This is a genomic window from Desulfobotulus sapovorans DSM 2055, assembly GCF_059569355.1.
Map to the genome: position 1 here is coordinate 139,140 of NZ_JCANVJ010000003.1, position 18,000 is coordinate 157,139.

The 18,000-nt window shown below is 57.5% G+C and carries 14 protein-coding genes; 9 read left to right on the plus strand and 5 right to left on the minus strand.

The genetic code is table 11. The features are described 5' to 3' along the window. Positions 1-287 precede the first annotated feature (287 nt). The 5 genes from BR04_RS04685 to BR04_RS04705 all read left to right on the plus strand — a co-directional run bounded on the left by BR04_RS04685 (position 288) and on the right by BR04_RS04705 (position 8,158). Complete coding sequence (locus BR04_RS04685; RefSeq protein ID WP_496354837.1) at positions 288-599, plus strand: hypothetical protein; 312 nt, start codon at positions 288-290, stop codon at positions 597-599. 106 nt (positions 600-705) lie between these two features. After that, positions 706-1,467: an ABC transporter ATP-binding protein gene (locus tag BR04_RS04690; RefSeq protein WP_496354838.1), complete on the plus strand. Its 762-nt coding sequence runs from the start codon at positions 706-708 to the stop codon at positions 1,465-1,467. After that, entirely contained in the window at positions 1,464-4,055 is a 2,592-nt protein-coding gene (locus BR04_RS04695) for an ABC transporter permease (RefSeq protein ID WP_496354839.1), read from the plus strand. The genes BR04_RS04690 and BR04_RS04695 overlap by 4 nt, the downstream gene beginning before the upstream one ends. Next, positions 4,052-5,158, plus strand: a complete 1,107-nt coding sequence (locus tag BR04_RS04700; protein ID WP_496354840.1) for a lipocalin-like domain-containing protein — start codon at positions 4,052-4,054, stop codon at positions 5,156-5,158. Before BR04_RS04695 ends, BR04_RS04700 begins: the two co-directional genes overlap by 4 nt. 45 nt (positions 5,159-5,203) lie before the next feature. Then, on the plus strand, positions 5,204-8,158 hold the full coding sequence (locus BR04_RS04705; RefSeq protein WP_496354841.1) for a sensor domain-containing protein: 2,955 nt from the start codon (positions 5,204-5,206) through the stop codon (positions 8,156-8,158). On the opposite strand, the gene BR04_RS04710 is transcribed toward BR04_RS04705, so the two are convergent. The 5 genes from BR04_RS04710 to iorA form a co-directional block, all read right to left on the minus strand. Further along, a complete protein-coding gene (locus BR04_RS04710; protein ID WP_496354842.1) occupies positions 8,130-9,056 on the minus strand; it encodes a DUF2156 domain-containing protein in 927 nt (308 codons plus the stop codon). The two genes, BR04_RS04705 and BR04_RS04710, sit on opposite strands and share 29 nt — an antisense overlap. Then, complete coding sequence (locus BR04_RS04715) at positions 9,053-9,526, minus strand: GNAT family N-acetyltransferase (RefSeq protein ID WP_496354843.1); 474 nt, start codon at positions 9,524-9,526, stop codon at positions 9,053-9,055. Before BR04_RS04715 ends, BR04_RS04710 begins: the two co-directional genes overlap by 4 nt. Further along, positions 9,490-10,452, minus strand: a complete 963-nt coding sequence (locus tag BR04_RS04720; protein WP_496354844.1) for a GGDEF domain-containing protein — start codon at positions 10,450-10,452, stop codon at positions 9,490-9,492. Before BR04_RS04720 ends, BR04_RS04715 begins: the two co-directional genes overlap by 37 nt. Positions 10,453-10,686: 234 nt before the next feature. After that, positions 10,687-11,274, minus strand: coding sequence for an indolepyruvate oxidoreductase subunit beta (locus tag BR04_RS04725; RefSeq protein ID WP_496354845.1), 588 nt, complete (start codon positions 11,272-11,274; stop codon positions 10,687-10,689). Between the two features lie 48 nt (positions 11,275-11,322). Next, positions 11,323-13,179, minus strand: coding sequence for an indolepyruvate ferredoxin oxidoreductase subunit alpha (gene iorA / locus BR04_RS04730; protein ID WP_496354846.1), 1,857 nt, complete (start codon positions 13,177-13,179; stop codon positions 11,323-11,325). A 368-nt stretch (positions 13,180-13,547) separates the two neighbouring features. Here iorA and BR04_RS04735 point away from each other — a divergent pair, with 368 nt between their 5' ends. The 4 genes from BR04_RS04735 to BR04_RS04750 all read left to right on the plus strand — a co-directional run bounded on the left by BR04_RS04735 (position 13,548) and on the right by BR04_RS04750 (position 17,991). Then, a complete protein-coding gene (locus tag BR04_RS04735) occupies positions 13,548-14,219 on the plus strand; it encodes an XTP/dITP diphosphatase (protein ID WP_496354847.1) in 672 nt (223 codons plus the stop codon). Beyond that, entirely contained in the window at positions 14,209-14,775 is a 567-nt protein-coding gene (locus BR04_RS04740; protein WP_496354848.1) for a nitroreductase family protein, read from the plus strand. Before BR04_RS04735 ends, BR04_RS04740 begins: the two co-directional genes overlap by 11 nt. A gap of 85 nt (positions 14,776-14,860) precedes the next feature. Then, positions 14,861-16,231, plus strand: a complete 1,371-nt coding sequence (locus BR04_RS04745) for an AmpG family muropeptide MFS transporter (RefSeq protein ID WP_496354849.1) — start codon at positions 14,861-14,863, stop codon at positions 16,229-16,231. A gap of 26 nt (positions 16,232-16,257) precedes the next feature. After that, on the plus strand, positions 16,258-17,991 hold the full coding sequence (locus tag BR04_RS04750; protein ID WP_496354850.1) for a DUF6178 family protein: 1,734 nt from the start codon (positions 16,258-16,260) through the stop codon (positions 17,989-17,991). Positions 17,992-18,000 lie beyond the last annotated feature (9 nt).

An 18,000-nucleotide genomic window follows, 5' to 3' on the forward strand; every position in this document is an offset into this window, starting at 1 on the left:
AGAACGTCTCCCCCGGTGCCTGTTGCAGGGGTGCCGGGGGATTTTTTTGTGCTTTGTCCCAAAACCTTATCTCCTTATGGGCACTGTTTTTTTGAAAAGAGAGATGGCGTGTCCGGCGTTTTTCCCGGGAGGACGGGTTTCTTTTTTTTTAGAGGCTATGGCCTTTACAGGGACGGGAGGCTTCTTACTATATAAAAATCTTCAGGTTGCTCCGTTCGTTTGAGCAAGCCAACGTATCCCCTTATGTTTTCCTTCCTTCAAATCCTTAAGACACAAGGAGAATCCCCATGGATGTCAAGGACTACTGCAAAGGTACCGAAATGGAACTCACCGCATGGAAAGCCAAGCTTTACGACATGATGCGCAAATTTGACCGTCTGGCGGCAAAGGACAAGGAGAAGGTCACGGCCCATGTGGAGGATCTGCATATTATCGTTGCCGAGCTTGAGGATCGCATCCAGCAGCTGCGGCATGAATGTCCTGCGGAATGGGCACCGGTAAAGGAACGCATTGATGAGGCCCATGTGGACATGCGGGGACGTTATGAGAAAACCATGGAGGAAATCGGGCTGTATGCGCCAGTCTCCATTCCCGGATAAGTATCCAGGCAGATAATTTTTTTATTGGTATGGGCGGGAAGGCAGGCTTTCCCGCCTTTTTTGCAGGTTTTTTATGCAGAGGTCATTCTTCCCAGGAAGGAAGCCTATGTCGATCTCCTCTGAAAGACAGGGTATGTACCATGCCGATAAGGGCAGGACAGATTTTTTTGTTCCGGAAAAAAACGGGAAGGGCATTCTGGTGCAGGCCAGAGCATTGTGCCGTTTCTATGAGGCTCCGGAAAAGCCCTTCATGGCTTTGGATCATGTGGATCTCAATGTGGAAAAGGGGGCTTTTCTGCTCCTGAAGGGGCGCAGTGGTTCCGGAAAGACCACACTCCTGTCCCTGTTTGCCGGTCTGGATCGGCCTGATTCGGGGACACTTTGGGTCGGGGGGCAGGATCTTTCTGCTGGTGCAGCTCCTGATCTGGAGGTCTTCCGCCGTCATGGGGTCGGGGTGATTTTTCAGTCCTTCAATCTTCTGCCCACCCTGTCTGCGGAGGAAAATGTCCTGCTGCCCGCCCTGCTTGCGGGAAAAAAGGAAACCGCTGCAAGAAAAAGGGCGGCAACCCTGCTGGATTCCCTGGGGATGGGGCACAGAATGCATCACCTTCCGGCAAGGCTTTCCGGTGGAGAGATGCAGCGCGTGGCCATTGCCCGTGCGCTGATCAATGATCCGCCCCTCCTGCTTGCGGATGAGCCTACGGGTAATCTTGACGAAAACAATGCCCTGACCGTGATCCGCCTCCTGGCAGATCTGGTACAGGCAGGCCGGACCCTCATCATGGCCACCCACAGCGACATGGCCGATTCCTTTTCCAGTCACAGGGTACACCTTGTGGACGGCAGGATTCAGAGGGAGGGGGCATGAGGGCATTTTTTTTCCTTCTGCTCAGGGTTTCCCTGCGGCACATGATCCGCCATCGTCTGAGAACCCTTGCGGCCCTCCTTGCCATTGCCCTGGGGGCGTCGGTGTTTTCCAGTGTACGCATGGCCATCGACGGGGCAGAGGCGGGGTTTGCCGCCTCCATGGATCGTCTGGCAGGCCGGGCGGAATGGCATGTCCTCTCCGGGCCGGAAGGCATCCCGGAAAGTCTTCTGGCATCTCTGCTGCATCATCCCGATGTCCGGGCGGCGGCGCCCTTTGTGGCGGTGCATGTGCTGGCCGGGGATGGACAGGGGGAGGGCGGGCGGCCTTTTCTGCTGATGGGTCTGGATCCTTTTCTGGATCTGCCCTTCAGGGCCTGGCGTCCGGAGGGGAGCGGCGGAGGGGGGATCAGCGATCTCGTTACCCGGCCGGGAGCCCTTCTTGTCACGGAAACCCTGGCCCGTCGTCTGGAGCTGGAGCTGGGAGAGGCCTTCACCCTCCTGCATGGGGGAAAGCCCGGCAAGGTGTTTGTGGCGGGGATTCTGGCGGAGGAGGGACTTGCCCTTGCCGAAGACGGAGGTCTTGCCCTTGGGGATATGGCAACCTTTCAGGAAAGTACGGGCCGTTTCGGTGTGCTGGACCGCATTGATCTGATTCTTCATTCCGGAGCGGATCTTTCCGGTATTGAGTCTTTGCTGCCGCCTGAAGTCCGTCTGGTACCGGCATCGGATTTCCGGCAAACAGGTCTTGCCATGGTGCGGGCCTATCGCATGAATCTTCTCGTGATGGGGTTTGCTTCCCTTTTTGTGGGGATGTTCCTGGTCTACAGTGTCGTTGCCCTCAATGCGGCTTCCCGCAGTCCGGAAGTGGCCATGCTCCGGGCACTGGGGACGACACGGCAGAGCATTTTTTTTCTTTTTCTCACCGAAGGACTGCTGCTGGGAGCCTGGGGGTGGCTGCTTTCCCTGCCCTTCACCCTTCTGGGCTATCCCCTGTTGCAGGAGGGGGTGGGAAAAACCCTGACCACCCTTTTCTGGGGAAGTGAAGCCGGGGCGCTGTCGCATCTCCGGATTCCGGATCTGCTGCTCACCCTGATGCTGACCCTGCTGGTTTCGGGGCTTGCAGCCCTGCAACCGGCCTTGCAGGCCATGGCCCTTTCTCCAAAGCGGGTACTTGCCGTCACCGATACCCTTGGAGGCGGGAAGAAAAGCAGAAAACGTTCTCTCTGGCTGGGATGCGGACTCTGGTTGCTGGTTCCCCTTTTTTTCCGTTTACCCGCCTTTGACGGACTGCCGCTGGGAGCCTACCTTGCCGCCTTTTCTCTTTTCGGAGGAACGGCCCTTTTCATGCCCTGGTTTTTTGCCCGCATGGGGCCGGTATTGGCCCGTTTTCCGGGCAGGGGGCTGGGGGCTCCGGCTTTTCTGGCCGCACGGCAGTTCCGGGAAAGCGGTGGACGTATTGCCCTGGCTGCGGGATCTCTGACCACAGCGGTGGCTCTTTTTGTGGCCCTTTCCGTTATGGTGACCAGTTTCCGGGAAACGGTTCGGGTCTGGGTGGAACAGAGTATCGGTGGGGATCTTTTTGTGCGACCGAAGATGGCCGAATGGAACGGTCATCGCTATCCTCTGCCAGAAGAGGTTCTGGAACGTCTGGAGAGCCTTGAAGACTGGGATCTTCTGGGTTATCGCAGGGTGAATATCGACAGGGACGGTATGGTTTTGGATCTGGAGGCCCTGGATCTGGCCATGCTTTTCCGTTACGGCGATTTTCTGGCCGTGTCCGGTGATCCCCGCAAGGCCCTTTCCTTCAGCGGAGACGGGGCCCTGCCCCTTATGGTTTCCGAGCCTGCCCTGAACCTCTATGGACTGGATACGGGAAGGCGGTTTTCTTTGGTTGTGGACGGGGTCACCGTGGAGGTTGAGGTGGTGGCCGTGGTGCGGGATTTCAGAACCCGGCGCATTGCCATTTTCTGTGACAGGGAGGCCCTTTCCCGGAAAACGGGCAGGGACGGGCTTTCCGGTCTGCGTCTTTTTGTAAAAAAAGACAGAGGTTTAAATGCCGTTGAACGACAAAAGGCCGTGGAAAGGGTGCAGGATCTCCTGCTCTCGGATTTTGGAGACAGGGTGGATGTGGTGGCAGGCCTTTTGCTGAGAAGAACGGTTTTAAAAATTTTTGATGAAACCTTTGCCGTTACCTTTGTGCTGCTGGCCATGGCTCTGGGGATTGCAGGACTGGGCATTGCCACCACCATGACCCTGAGGGTGATGGCCGAAAGGGTGGGGCTTCTCACCCTGAGAACCCTGGGGGCCTCCCGGGGACAGATTCGTGCCATGGTACGTTGGGAGGCGGGACTGCTGCTGGTTTTTTCCATGCTGGCCGGACTTGGCTGCGGCGCTGTACTTTCCGGGCTGCTTATTTATGGGGTCAACCGTCAGTCCTTTGGCTGGACCTTTATCCTGACCCCTGACCTGCCGGGGCTGGCCCTTGGCCTTTGTCTGATCTTTGTGGCCGGTCTTCTGGCAGCAGATCCCGCCATTGCGGTGGCCCTGCGGGCCGATGCTGCCGAAGCCCTGCGGGAGGGAAATGCATGAGGATCTTTCTCTTTTTCCTGGGATGTTTTTTTGGGGCTGTTCCGGGGTTTAGCGGTGAGTTTCCGAAGGTGGAGGGGCCCTGTGCTCTCCGTTTTCCTGAAGACCATGGGTCTCATCCGGATTTTCGTACGGAGTGGTGGTACTATACGGGCAATCTGCGTACCGGAACCGGGAGACCTTTCGGCTACCAGCTTACGTTTTTTCGTTCCCGTCTGGTGGCTCCGGGCCGGATTGTGCCACCTGAAAACGCCTCTGCATGGCGTACCGAAACCGTGTGGATGGCCCACGCCGCAGTTTCGGATATCACGGGGAAAAAACATGTCCATGCCACACGGCTCATGCGGGAACATCCGGGGCTGCTGCGCCAGGTTCTGGGAGAAGAGGGCTTTGAGCTGGGCATGGGAGACTGGGGCTTTGTGCTGGGAGAAAACGGGCAGAGGCTTACGGCAAAGACCCGGGATTTCAGCTTTCATCTGAATCTTGTTCCGGAAAAGCCTCTCGTGCGGCATGGGGATCAGGGCTACAGCCTGAAGGGCAATAGCCCGGAGCGGGCGAGCTGCTATTATTCCTTTACCCGCCTCAGAACCCAGGGGAATGTGAGCCTTGAGGGAGAGGAACATGGGGTGTCGGGTTTTTCCTGGATGGATCATGAATTCTCCTCTGAACCTCTGGATCCCGATGCCGTGGGCTGGGACTGGTTTTCCCTTCAGCTTTCAGACGGCTATGATCTCATGCTTTTTCAGGTACGGACAAAGGACGGAACGGCCCTCATGACTTCCGGAACCCTGGTGGATCCTTCCGGAAAAAGTCTTCCACTCCCCACGAAAGATATGGCATTATCGGTTCTGTCCGTATGGCACAGTCCGGTAACGGGCGGTGCCTATCCCGCATCCTGGCGTCTTGCCTTGCCGACCCTGGATCTTGTCCTGACGCTGACAAGCCGCCTTGAAGATCAGGAAATGCGGCCTGAAGATTCACCGGGAACGCCCGTGTATTGGGAAGGCAGCATTGTCCTGTCCGGTACCCATAGGGGGAAAGCCGTGCAGGGCGAAGGCTATGCCGAATTAACGGGCTATGCCGGCTCCATGGCCGGGCGGTTGTGAGTATCGATCCTTTGTATTTTCCCATCTGAAATGAGGACGTCTGTTATGGCCCAGCCCTCCGTACTGCCCCAGGATCTTGAAGCTCTTTTGCAAACCCTTGAAAAGCGTGTTGCTGAAATTTCCCAGGTCCTGGAAAAGGGACAGAAGCCGCTGGAGACGGAGGCGTTGCTGCGTCTTGGGGCCTGGGATGTGGCGGACACGGGGCTTTGCATTGTGGATGAAGACGGATTTTTTGTGGATGTGAACCCCGCCTATACCCGTATTTTTGGCTATTCCCGGGAGGAACTTCTGGGGAAAGCCTTTACCCTGGTGCTGCCTCCGGAAACACGGGAGATGGGACAACAGGCCCTGGCGCTGTTTTTTGAGAAGGGTGTGGAACCTCCCATGGACTGGGAGGCACGGCACCGGGATGGCCGTCTTCTCCGGATTCTGGCCACAGCCGGACTTCTGAGGGATGAACATGGCAGGTGCCACAAGATCACCAGTGTCATGGATGTGACCGAAGCCCGCCGGGATCGGGAACAGTATCTGCGTCTGGGGCGTATTTTTGAAAGCCTGAAGGAAGAGATTTTTCTGCTGGATGCCTCCACCTTTCTTTTTGAGGAAGCCAATGCCAGCGCCCTGCTCAACTCCGGCTACGGGCTGGAAGAACTGCGGATTCTCCATGGCTGGCAGCTTTTCATGGGACTCACGGAGGATGGATTCCGGGAGCTGGTGGGGGATATCCGGGAGTGTGCGGAGTGTGGCCGGATGGTTACGGCCCATATCTGCCGCAAGGACAAGACCTGCTACGAGGCGGAGCTGAGACTTCAGTACATGGAAACCGGAGAGAAGCCGGTGTTCGCCATGCTGGTGCGGGACATCAGTGAGGGGATGCGTACCCTGCGTGCCCTGAAGGAAAGTGAGGAGAACCTTTCCGAAGCCCAGCAGATGGCGGGCATGGGAAGCTGGAAATGGGAACGGGGTACGGACAGGACCTACTGGAGTACCCAGATGTTCCGGATTCTGGGCTTGTCCGAAAAGGGCCGTGTGCTTTCTCTGAAGGGATTTCTGGAAAAGGTGGTGCTTGCGGACAGGCCGCGTATCCGTGAAGCTCTGGAAAGGGCCTGGTCTGAAGGGAGTGACCTTTGTCTGGAACATGGCGTTCAGGTGGGTGGTGAGCTGCGTATCCTGGCGATTACGGGAAGGGCTGTGAGAGATGAGGGCGGACGGGTGCAGCGGCTGGTGGGGACAATGCAGGATATTACGGAAAAGAAAAGGGTGGCGGCGGAGCTGGAAAAGCTTTCCATGGCCATGGAGCAGAGTACCAATATCGTGTTCATCACGGACAGGGATGGCTGCATCACCTACGTGAATTCCATGTTTGAAAAGGTGACAGGCTATCTCCGGGAAGAGGTGATCGGTCAGAATCCGCGGATTCTGGCCTCCGGAGAGACCCGTCCCGAAGCCTATGCCGCCCTCTGGGAAACCATTCTTTCGGGACATTCCTGGCGGGGGGATTTTAAAAACAAGACCAAAAACGGAAAACATTACTGGGGGAAGGGACTGATTTCTCCGGTGCGGGGGCTGGGCGGAGAGATTGTCAATTTTCTGGCCATTCAGGAAGACATTACGGAGAAAAAGCAGGCTGAAGAGCGGGCTTTGTATCTGGAAACCTATGATGTGCAGACCGGACTCCTCAACCGGGACAGTTTTATCCGCAGGCTGGGGGAGGCTTTTTCCGGCGGTGGGGCGGGAATTCTGCTGGACATTGACAGCTTCAAGCTGATCAACGACCAGATCGGTTATGCCAGGGGGGATCGGGTGCTGCGGGCTCTGATCCGGGGGGTACGCGGGGTTCTGGATGCCAGGCTGGAGCCGGATTCCTGGTTCATGGGACGTTTTGGCGGGGATCAGATGGCGGTTTTTATCAATCGGGGGGATGTCGCCGAATGCCTGGCGCTGGCCGAGGAAATTCGCAGCCATGTGGAGGGAGCCCGTTTTGAGGAGGGGGGCATTCGTGTGACCGTATCCGCAGGACTGGCCTTTATCCCCGACCATGCGGGGGATGCGGTGACCTTTCTTGCGGTGCTGGATGCGGCTTTGGGCAAGGCCAAGGAACTGGGAAAGAACCGGTGCCGGATTTTTGTGCCCGAAGACCGGGAAGGGGAGCTGAGGCGGGCCACCTTCTATCAGAAGCAGCGTATTCTGGATGCCCTGGCCGGGGATCGTTTTGAGGTGTGGTACCAGCCCATTCTGCACCTTTCTTCCCAGACGGTTCTGCATTATGAGGCCCTTGTGCGTCTTCGGGAGCCGGATGGCAGAATCGTTCTGCCCGGTGCCTTTATCGGGGCAGCGGAGCGTCATGGTCTTGTGGGTTCCATCGACCGGGTGGTGGCCCGGAAAACCTTTGCCTACCAGAAAGCACTGGAAGCCAGAGGGCGGCGGGTCTCTTTTTCCATGAACCTTTCGGGCAGGGATCTTGCTGATGCGGGCATGGCCGTGTTTCTGAAAAAGAGTATGGAGGAGACGGGAGCCGATCCGGATCGGCTTATTTTTGAGATCACGGAAACTGCCGCCATTCAGGACATGGACAGGGCCCTGGAATTTATCGGCCAGATGAAGGCCCTGGGCTGCCGCTTTTCCCTGGATGACTTTGGCGTGGGTTTTACAAGTTTTGTCTATCTGCGGGAGCTGGGGGTGGATTTCATCAAGATCGACGGCTCTTTTGTGCGGAATCTGCATGAGAAACCCGAAGATCGCAGCGTGGTGCGGGCCATTGTGCAGATGGCCAGGGAGATGGGCATCCGTACTGTGGCGGAATTTGTGGAAAAACCTGAAGCCCTGGCACTTTTGACGGACATTGGTGTGGATTACGGTCAGGGCTTTCTCATCGGAAAACCGGCTCCGTCCCTCCCTGGCCTGAACCCTGGAGGGGGCGGGCGGATGCCGGGTCAGGGCGGGGAGGAGGAGGGCGTTCTTTTCCGCACCGTTATGCCGCGTTCGGGGACTTCACGGTAAGGACAAAGGATTTTTCTTTGCGGATGGGATGATAGGAATTTTTGGCATGGGCAAGACCCGGCTCATCCATATCCGATTCCTTGTTGATGAAGGAAATTTCCGGTGCAAAGAGTCTGCGACAGCATTCGCGGTCAAAGTACTGGTACAGCCCCTTGATGGATCCCAGGGCTTTTTCAAAGTGCAGTACGCCCATATCCCGGGTGAGGCGGTTGGCAATGCCAAAGGCCACCATTTTGCCATCCAGGGAAAGACGCAGCCCCCTGAAATCCGTGTTGTCGATGAGCCGGATGGCGTTGGCTGCGGCGATTTTTTCGCAGGCCATGTCCGTTTCCGGATCCCGGTCGCAATTGCGTTCCTGGCACCAGGCTTCCAGAAAATCGAGACATTCGGGAATATCCTGGGGCCCCATGGGAGCGGTTGCGATGCGGTCTTTCGAAAAATTGCGTTCAAACTGGGAAATGAGATTGCGTTTTTTGGAAAATTTTCTGCCTTTGAGTTCTGCCAGATCTTCCTTCAGATAGATATAATCCGTATAGGCACTCTGCTCTTCCACGTCAAAAAAGGTTTCGAGTGCTTCCTTTCCCGTTTTTTCTATCCAGCTTTCCGGTACAAACCAGTAAGTGGGAAAATTCGAGTCCAGGCAGAGCCTGTGGAGCGCTTCCGGTGTCCAGTCCCTTTCCGGGGACAGGGGCAGGATAAGGTGGCGCAGCTCCGTTTTCTGGGTATATTCCGCAGCAATGATGAGGCTGTCTTCCGTAAAGGCTGCCACAGGATGATAGGCTGTGGTCTGCCAGGAGAGCAGGGAGGGCAAAGAGTAGCTGCACAGGGGGTACCGCTGGTTTTTGAAATAGGGGGCGAATGTTCCGTAATCTTGTAGGGATATTCTCTGAAACTTCATTTTTTTCCTGATTCTGATGTCGGGTCGGAGAGTTCCGGGCCAAAGCCCATGATGTGAAGGGTTTTTTGGTGGAGCATGGGCAGGGCACCGGGCATGACGCCAAACCCCAGCCTCTCATAAAAGGGATGGGATCCCCGTTCTGCGATGAGACCGATCCAGTCAATGCCCTGTTCCAGAAGGAGGCGACAGAGTTCCTGAATGATAAGACCGCCGATTCCCTTTCCTCTCAGGCTTTTGTCCACGGTGACATCCTGGATATAGGCGTCCGAGACCCCGTCACTGATGACCCGGCCCATGCCGACAATGCGGTCTTCCGTCCGGGCGGTTAAAAAAAGATGGCTGCCGGCAATGATGCGGGCAGCCATGGAGGTGTCCGGAGCTCCCTGCCACCAGTTTTCCGCCTGGTAGAGGGTGATGATGTCCCGGCAGTCTTTCAGTCCGGGATTCCGGAGCACCAGGAGTTCAGGCATTGGTTGTATTCCTTGGAGTCTTTGTCCAAAAGGGTTGTGATCCGATTGCGGCCATTTTTCTTGGAGCAGTACATGGCCATGTCCGCACGCTGCACAAAGGCGGTGATGCTTTCCTCTTTCAGGTACGCGGTAATGCCGACACTGACGGTGATGGCAACGGCCTGTGTGCTGTTTCCGGGGCGGAAGGTCTCCGCAGCCAGGGCTTCCTGAATACGGTTTCCCACCACCAGGGCTTCCCCTGTATCGGTTTCCGGCAGCAGGATGGTGAATTCTTCCCCGCCGTAGCGGTATCCCGAATCCATGGCCCGCAGGGAGTTTTTGATAATGGCCCCCATGCGCATGAGCACCCGATCCCCTTCAAGGTGACCGAAGGTATCATTATAATCCTTGAAGTGGTCGATGTCGAGCAGCAGCAGGGAAAGGGGGTGCTGGTATCGGTGAAAGCGTTCCACCTCTTTTTCAATGCGGGTATAAAAATGGCGGGAATTGTACAGGCGGGTCAGTTCATCGGTGATGGACAGTTCCTGAAGTCTGGCCAGCATCATTTCCCGTTCCTGGGTGAGTTTGCGTTCCCGCAGAACCCGCTTGAGCCTCAGGAGGATTTCCTCAAAACGTGCGGGTTTGAAAAGAATGTCGCTGGCTCCTTTGCGGATGGCATCTTCATAGGAGTATTCCGCACTGTAGCCCGTCATGATGATGACATCCGTATCGTAGTGGGTGCGGATGTATTCCGTAAGCTCCAGGCCGGACATGCCTCCCATCATGATGTCCGTGATCACCACATCCACAGGGCCATGATCCGCCATATAGTCAATGGCCTCTTCCGCACTGCCCGCCACAGCGGTCTGGAATCCGTTGATACCGATATAGGCATCCATGGCGGAACGGATGGAGCTGTCATCATCCACAATAAGAATTCGGTTCATCGGAGTTTCCAGTCTTCAAATTCTTGTCTGAGATCCGGTCTGAGCTGCGGATTAAGAAGCTAACCTTAACACATTCCAACCCGAAAGAAAGTCTCAAAAAACGATAAGACAGCCAAGCTGGGTGCTGTCGGTCTGGGCCGACAGGGCGGATGTTGATGAAAGCTGGGGGTTTTCAGCAGAGAAGCCTCAGGAAGAGTGCTGCGGCTCCCTTTGCCGGGGCCGCAGCACGTTCTGTCAGGCCGCTTGGGCAAATCCCTTTTCAAAGGCACTGAGGTTCATGTCCACAAAGCTTTTTTTGGTGCGGGTACGAATGGCTTCCCGGACGGCTTCTGCGGAAATGGGCAGAATTCCCGTTCCAACGAGGGTTCCCAGAAGCACCATGTTGAGACACATGGGATCCCCCGCTTCTTCGGCAAGGCTTGTGGCGTCAAAGGCAATGAGACGGCCGGTTCGGGCCGAAAGGGCCTCTTTGATGGTGTCCAGCTCCGGATACCTGCCTTTACCGAGAACTGCGGTAAAGGGCGGCAGGGGGCGGGTGTTGGTGATGGTGACGGTATTGGCATTGCATTTTTTCAAGGCCCTCAGGGCTTCGCAGGGCTCAAAACTCACAAAGAGATCGGCTTCCCCGTCGGAGATGATATTGGACTTGGCGTCTCCGAAAATCAGGGCCGACTCCACAACGCCCCCCCTCTGGGCCATACCGTGAATTTCGCTCATACGGACGGGAATACCGGACATGAGGGCGGCTTCACCAAGAACATGGGAGGCGAGCAGGTTGCCCTGACCGCCGACGGCAACAATGATGAGACGTTTGGGTTCCATGGGTTTCCCTTATTTTGGGTAAGGGCCGGAATACCGGCCCGTTGGCGGTTACAGGCTCTTTGCCGGGACAATGGCCTTTTCAGGGCAGGCCTGGGCGCAGAGGGCGCATCCCACGCAGAGGTGGGCATGGATGCGGGGCATGTTGTTTTCCAGATAAAAGGCCGGACATCCCAGGGCGTCGATGCATTCCCTGTGGTTTTTGCATTTTTCCGGATCCACCTGAAAGGGTTTGCCCTTGAGCTGTTTGAGGGCCTTGGCGTAGAGGGCACATTTTTCCTTGGCAATGATGACGGAAACGCCCTCAAATTCCACGGCTTCCCGTATGGCTTCCACGGTTTTTTTCACGTTGTAGGCCCGTACCACGGACACATGCTTGACGCCGATGGCCCGTACCACAGTCTCGATGTCCACCATGTTGTAGTTTTCCATGGCAAGCTCGGTCATGTCCACACCGGGGTTGGGCTGATGGCCGGTCATGGCGGTGGTGCGGTTGTCGAGGATGACGAGGGTGTAGTTGTGGTTGTTGAACACCCCGTTGATCAGCCCGGAAAGTCCGGAATGGAAGAAGGTGGAATCACCGATGAAGGCCACCACCTTCTGATTCGTCACCGTGGAAAAGCCACAGGCCGTACCTGCGGAAGCTCCCATGCAGACCACAAAATCCCCCATGCCAAGGGGCGGGAGAAAGCCCAGGGTGTAGCAGCCGATATCCGATGGAAAGACCACGTCCATGCCTTCACAGGCCTTTTTGGCGGCATAAAAGACGGATCTGTGGGAACATCCCGCGCAGAGGGTGGGGGGGCGCATGGGAAGGTCGGGAAGACCGGAAGCATCAATGGGCTGTTTTGTCTCACAGGCAAGGCCGAAGAAGGAGGCCATGTTTTTGCGCACCATGGCGGGATCAAACTCATACAGCCGTGAAAAGAGGGTCTTGTCCTTTCCTGCGATGGGCAGGGTGAGGCCCTCTTCCTGGGCAAAGGCCTTGACCGCCTCTTCCATGAAGGGTTCGCCCTCTTCAACCACCAGAACCTTGTCACAGGTTTTCAGGAAATTCTTGATGGTCTGGGCGGGCATGGGGTTGGTGAATCCGAGACGCAGAATTTTTACCTGACCTTCGGCTTTCAGATCCTTTACCGCATCCGCTGCATAGGTGTAGCTCACTCCGTTGGCAATGACACCGAGGCGGCCTTCCCCTTCGCTGAAGTTGAAGGAGGACTTTTCTGCCATTTCCTGCGCTTTGTCGAGGTCGGCCAGGAGTTTCACATGCAGGCCCCTGGACACCGCAGGCACGGTCACGCAGCGCATGGGATCTTTTTTAAATCCTCCCTTTGTTTTGCGGACGGGAAGTTCTCCAAGGGTCACCACGGCTGTGGAATGGTTGATGCGGGTGGTGGTGCGGAAAAGGACGGGACGGCCAAGGGTTTCGGAAAGGGTGAAGGCTTCTTTCACCATTTCCTTGGCTTCCTCCACGGAGGAGGGTTCCAGCATGGGCAGGCCGCCGAATTTGGCGTAATAACGGTTGTCCTGTTCGTTCTGGCTGGAGAACATGAAAGGATCGTCCGCCGTGAGAATCACCAGGCCACCGGTTACGCCCACGTAGGCCAGGGTCATGAGGACGTCTGCGGCCACGTTCAGGCCCACATGCTTCATCATGCACATGCTGCGGATACCGCAGTTGGCGGCTGCGGCGGCCACTTCAAGGGATACTTTTTCGTTGGTGCTGTATTCGAAATACAGGTCACTTTCCTTGGACATCTGGAAGAAGTTCAGGGAAAGTTCGGAGGAGGGCGTACCGGGATAGGTGGATGTAAAGGCCACACCCGCTTCCATGGCGCCCCGTGCGATGGCTTCGTTTCCAAGCAGAAACATGGCTTCGCCGGGTTTGTCGGTGAGAAGTCTGTGCATGGTCAATTCCTTGGTGAAAATGGCAAAGAGGGAACGGCATGGCTCACAAACCCCGGATTTGAAGGCGGTCTGGAGGTGGCGTCGTCCACAGGCGCATCCGCAGGATGGTCTGGATCCCGGAATGAACCCTATACAATGTCGAAAATTCATATACTAAGGATGTTCCGGGTGTAAACAGTTTTGTATGCTTCCGGGACAGGGGAATTCAGGGCGGAAGAGGCGGCATGGTTCCGGAGATGGCGGTTGGCCGGGGCTCCGGTCAGGCCCTTTCCAATCCGCAGCCTTGCTTTACAAGCCGGAGACCCTCGACTATAAGGTGGGCATTGTATGGTACGGTGTACCGGACTCAACATAAGGAGAAGAGGACAATGAACCAGAAAATCACTCTGGTGCTTGCAAGCACCAACACGGGAAAAACCCGTGAACTGAGGGCCATGCTGGAAGGGTTCCCGGTAGACATCAGAAATCTTTCGGATTTCGGCCCCATTCCCGCCATTGAAGAGGATGGGGATACCTTTGATGCCAATGCCTACAAAAAAGCCTCCCTCACGGCCCGTTACCTGGGGTTTGCCGCCCTGGCCGATGATTCCGGCCTGGTGGTGGAGGCCCTTGGAGGGGCACCGGGTGTACATTCGGCCCGGTACGCAGGGGAAAAGGCCACGGATGCGGAAAACAACGCCAAGCTTCTTGCCGCCATGGAAGGGGTGGCCAGGCGGAATGCTGCCTTTGAGTGCGTGATCTCCATTGCCGTACCCACGGGGCAGGCCCTGACCTATGAGGGCCGCTGTGAGGGGGAAGTCCTTTCCGAAATCCGGGGGGACAAGGGATTTGGCTATGATCCCCTCTTTTTCTGTCCTGAGCTGGGCAAAACCTTTGGGGAGGCGGATCTGGATGAAAAGAGCCGGGTCAGCCACAGGGGCCGGGCCCTGGCCGAAGTCCGGGCCGAGTTTGAGAAAATTCTCATCTGGCTGGAGCAGAACCTTCCCCGCTTCCAGCGTTTTGCCTGTGTAAGGGGAGAGGAAGGTTCGGATGTTTCGTGACCTGGTGGTGAAAAGCCGTTCCATCCGTCGTTTTGTGGAAGCGGAAGCACTGGAGCGGGAGGCGCTGGAAGCCCTTGTGGATCTGGCCCGCCTTGTCCCTTCCGCCGGGAATTTTCAGGAGCTGCGCTATCTTCTGGTCGGAGAGCCGGGGCTTTGCGCCCGGATTTTTCCGGCCCTCGGCTGGGCCGCCTATCTGAAGGACTGGAAAGGGCCGGAACCGGGAGAACGTCCTGCCGCCTATGTGGTCATCTGCGGGCCTGTGAAGGCGGGACACCTGCTTTTCTGCGATCTGGGGATCGCAGCCCAGACCCTGGCCCTGGGGGCTGCGGAAAGGGGACTCGGCTGCTGTATGCTGGCGAATATCGAGAAGGAGCGGCTCCGGCAGGTGCTGGCCATTCCGGAAGACCTGGACATTCTTCTTGTTCTGGCCCTGGGGCGTCCTGCGGAAAAGGTGGTGCTGGAGCCCCTGGGCCCGGACGGTTCCGTGCGTTACTGGCGGGATGAAAAGGGGGATCACCATGTGCCCAAACGCTCCCTTTCCCAGGTTCTGCTCTAGGCCTGGAGTGTAGTGTGGCACCCGTTCTTGGGAGAGCCGGTGCGCTTGAGCTAACCCTGATGCAGACTAAGGAGAACCATCCGTTATGGAGATTCAGACCAGGCAGCGCAGCTGGGCGTCGTCCTTTGGGGTGTATCGTCACCCCAGGGTCTTGGGTATGCTTTTTCTGGGCTTTTCCGCAGGCTTGCCCCTTCTGCTGGTGGGCGGTACCTTCACGGCCTGGCTGCGGGATCTCGGGGTGAGCCTTGCGGCCATCGGTTTTTTGAGCTGGGTGGGCATGGCCCACAGCATGAAAATTCTCTGGGCACCGGTGGTGGATCGTATGCCCCTCCCCTTTCTCACCGCCCGGATGGGCAGGCGGCGCTCCTGGATGTTTCTGGCCCAGATCTTTCTTTTTGTCGCCATTGCGGGCATGGCCCTTTCCGATCCCAGGGAGCATCTTGCCTGGATCGCCCTCTGGGCCGTGCTGGCGGGGTTTGCCTCCGCCACCCAGGACATTGCCATTGATGCCTACCGCATCGAAGCCACAGGCAAGGAACTCCAGGGGGCCATGGCGGCCAGCTACGTGCTGGGCTACCGGGTGGCCCTCCTTGCCGCAGGGGCCGGAGCCCTGCACATGGCCTCGGCCTCGGGCTGGGATTTTGCCTATGGAATCATGGCCCTTCTCATGGTGGTGGGCATGGTCACCACCTTCATCATCCGGGAGCCGGAAGTTTTTGTGGATGAGGATACCCGGAGTCTTGAACGGGAGATGGCCGTCCTTGGAAAGGCGGAGGGCAGGGGGCTTTTTCGGGAGATCCGCATCTGGTTTGCCGGAGCCCTGATCGGGCCCTTTGCGGATTTCTGGCGGCGTTTCCGTTTTCTGGGGCTTCTCATCCTGCTCTTTGTCGGTCTTTTCCGCATCAGCGACATCTTCATGGGGGTGATGGCCAATCCCTTTTATCTGGATCTGGGGTTCACCAAGAATCAGATCGGTAATGTGGCGGCCGCCTTTGGTCTGGCCATGACCCTCACCGGTGCGGCTTTGGGCGGGGTGCTGGTGGCCCGTTTCGGTATCATGCGGATGCTGATTCTCACCGCTGTTCTCGCCCCCCTCACCAACCTCACCTTTTCCTGGCTTTCCGGTCTCGGGCCGGAGCTGTACGGCCTGGTGCTGGCCATCATGGCAGACAACATCAGCTCCGGCATGGCGGTGGCGGTTTTCATTGCCTATCTTTCCAGCCTCACCAACACGGCCTATACCGCCACCCAGTATGCCCTCTTCAGTTCCATCATGACCCTTCCCGGCCAGTTCCTTGCGGGGTTCACGGGGGTACTGGTGGAGCACGTGGGCTGGTTCTGGTTTTTCATTTCTTCCGCCTTTATCGGCATTCCGGGGATTTTGCTGGCCCTGCTGCTATTTCGCCTTGCCAATCCCGATACCCTGCTGCAACCGGGCCGGGTAAGCAAAGAGTGAACTTATTCAAAATCGAGGTCTCACGGATGACATCCCCCACAGTATCTTCCCATGAGCAGCGTCTTGCCCTCCTGGGTGAAAAAAGGCGGCAGCTTGAAGGCCTTTCCGAAGAAGCTGCCCTTGAAGTCCTGCTTTCCGATCCTGAAGCCCTTCCCCTGGTGCATTCCTTTCCGGAGGAGGATTTTTTTCTGCTGATGCACCGCATCGGGCCGGATGATTTTCTGCCGGTTCTGGCCATGGCTTCAGACCGGCAGTGGCATTTTGTGCTGGACATGGAATGCTGGGACAGGGAGATCCCCGACTACGGGGCCATGGCTCTCTGGTTCCAGCGTTTTCTGCTGGCCAGTCCGAAGCGCTTTGTGAAGTTTCTTGTGGAGGAGGAAGGCGACCTCATGGATGTCTGGCTTTTCCGGAACGTGGAGGTGCGTATCCGGGAGCACGACGAGGATCCTTCGGATTTTCCCGACGGCTTTCAGACCCTGGACGATGTGCTCTACTTCCGGCTTCGGCCCCTTCCCGAAGGGATGGAAGGCGATCCGGAAAAGGTGGAAGCGCGGGAAGCCTCCATTGCCGCCTTTGTGCGCCATCTTGCCGATCTGTCCCATCCCCTTTTTTTCCGGGTGTTTCAGGAGATGGCCTGGACGCTTCCCGCCGAGCAGGAGGAAGCCTCCCTGCACTGGCGCAAGGCCCGCATGGCGGAAAAGGGCTTTGTCCCCAGGGAGGAGGCCTTAAGTCTTTTGGTACCGCTGGCAGAGGGCGAGCTGGAAAGCCGGGGGCGGAAAAGACTTGCCGGAACGGGGAGCCGGGAAGGGCTGTTTTCCCTGCCCGGTCACGGTCTGCGTATGGCTGCGGATCCCCATTTTTCCGAGGCCCTTGCCCGGGTGGGTACCGGGGAGATTCTCGCGGAGCTGCATCTCGAACTGGCCCACCTCTGCAACCGCTTTCTGGCCGCAAGGGGGGCAGTACCCCGTTCACGGGAAAGCCTTGATGCCACAGGGCAGATGATCATGGGCTATCTGCGGGTGGGGGTTTCCCGGATCTCCGGAGAGGCCTCTCCCTCTCCGGAGACGGCAGCCCGTATCCTGCGCACCTACCGCATGGAAGCCGTTTTCCGTTCAGGCTTTGGCCCGGTGATGCGTCTGAAGGGACGGGTTTCCCGCTGGATGGAAGCGGCCTGGTTCCGTAAAAGCCGTCTGCCCCTTTCCTTTTGGGAAGAGGAGGGGATGGGCGTTCTGGGCGGACTTCTGCTGGAGCTTCCCCTGCGTTTTGATGCCGACGTCACAACGGGCCGGTACTATGTTCCCTTTGCCTCTGATGCAGAGATTCTGGCGGCGGAAGCCGTGGTCTCCGATCTTGTGGCCCTGGATGACCTTCTGGCCCTTCTGGGACTTTCCGGGGTGGACGCCATGGGCAGGCTCCTTACCTGGAAGAACCTGCTCTTTACTCTCTGGGTTCAGGACAGCCTGGAAAGGGGAACCCCGGACACCGTCCTGAAGCCTGTGCATGAGGAGCGTTTCCGTACCTTTCTGCACGGGATGCGGGAAGAAGGCCCGGCCGGGTTTGTGCTTTCCGCCCTGTCCCGCAAGGCTTTTCTGTTCTGGCTTTCGGAGCGCAGCGGTCTGGAGGCAGACCAGATTGCAGACCGGGTGGGCAGGCTTCTCGAAGCCCTCTTTCAGGAGATGGACGGCGAACTGGCCGCCATCCGGCCGGAAGCTCTGGACCATCGCTATGTCCGTCTTTTTCTGCTGCGGCCTGCGTGAGCGTGGGAA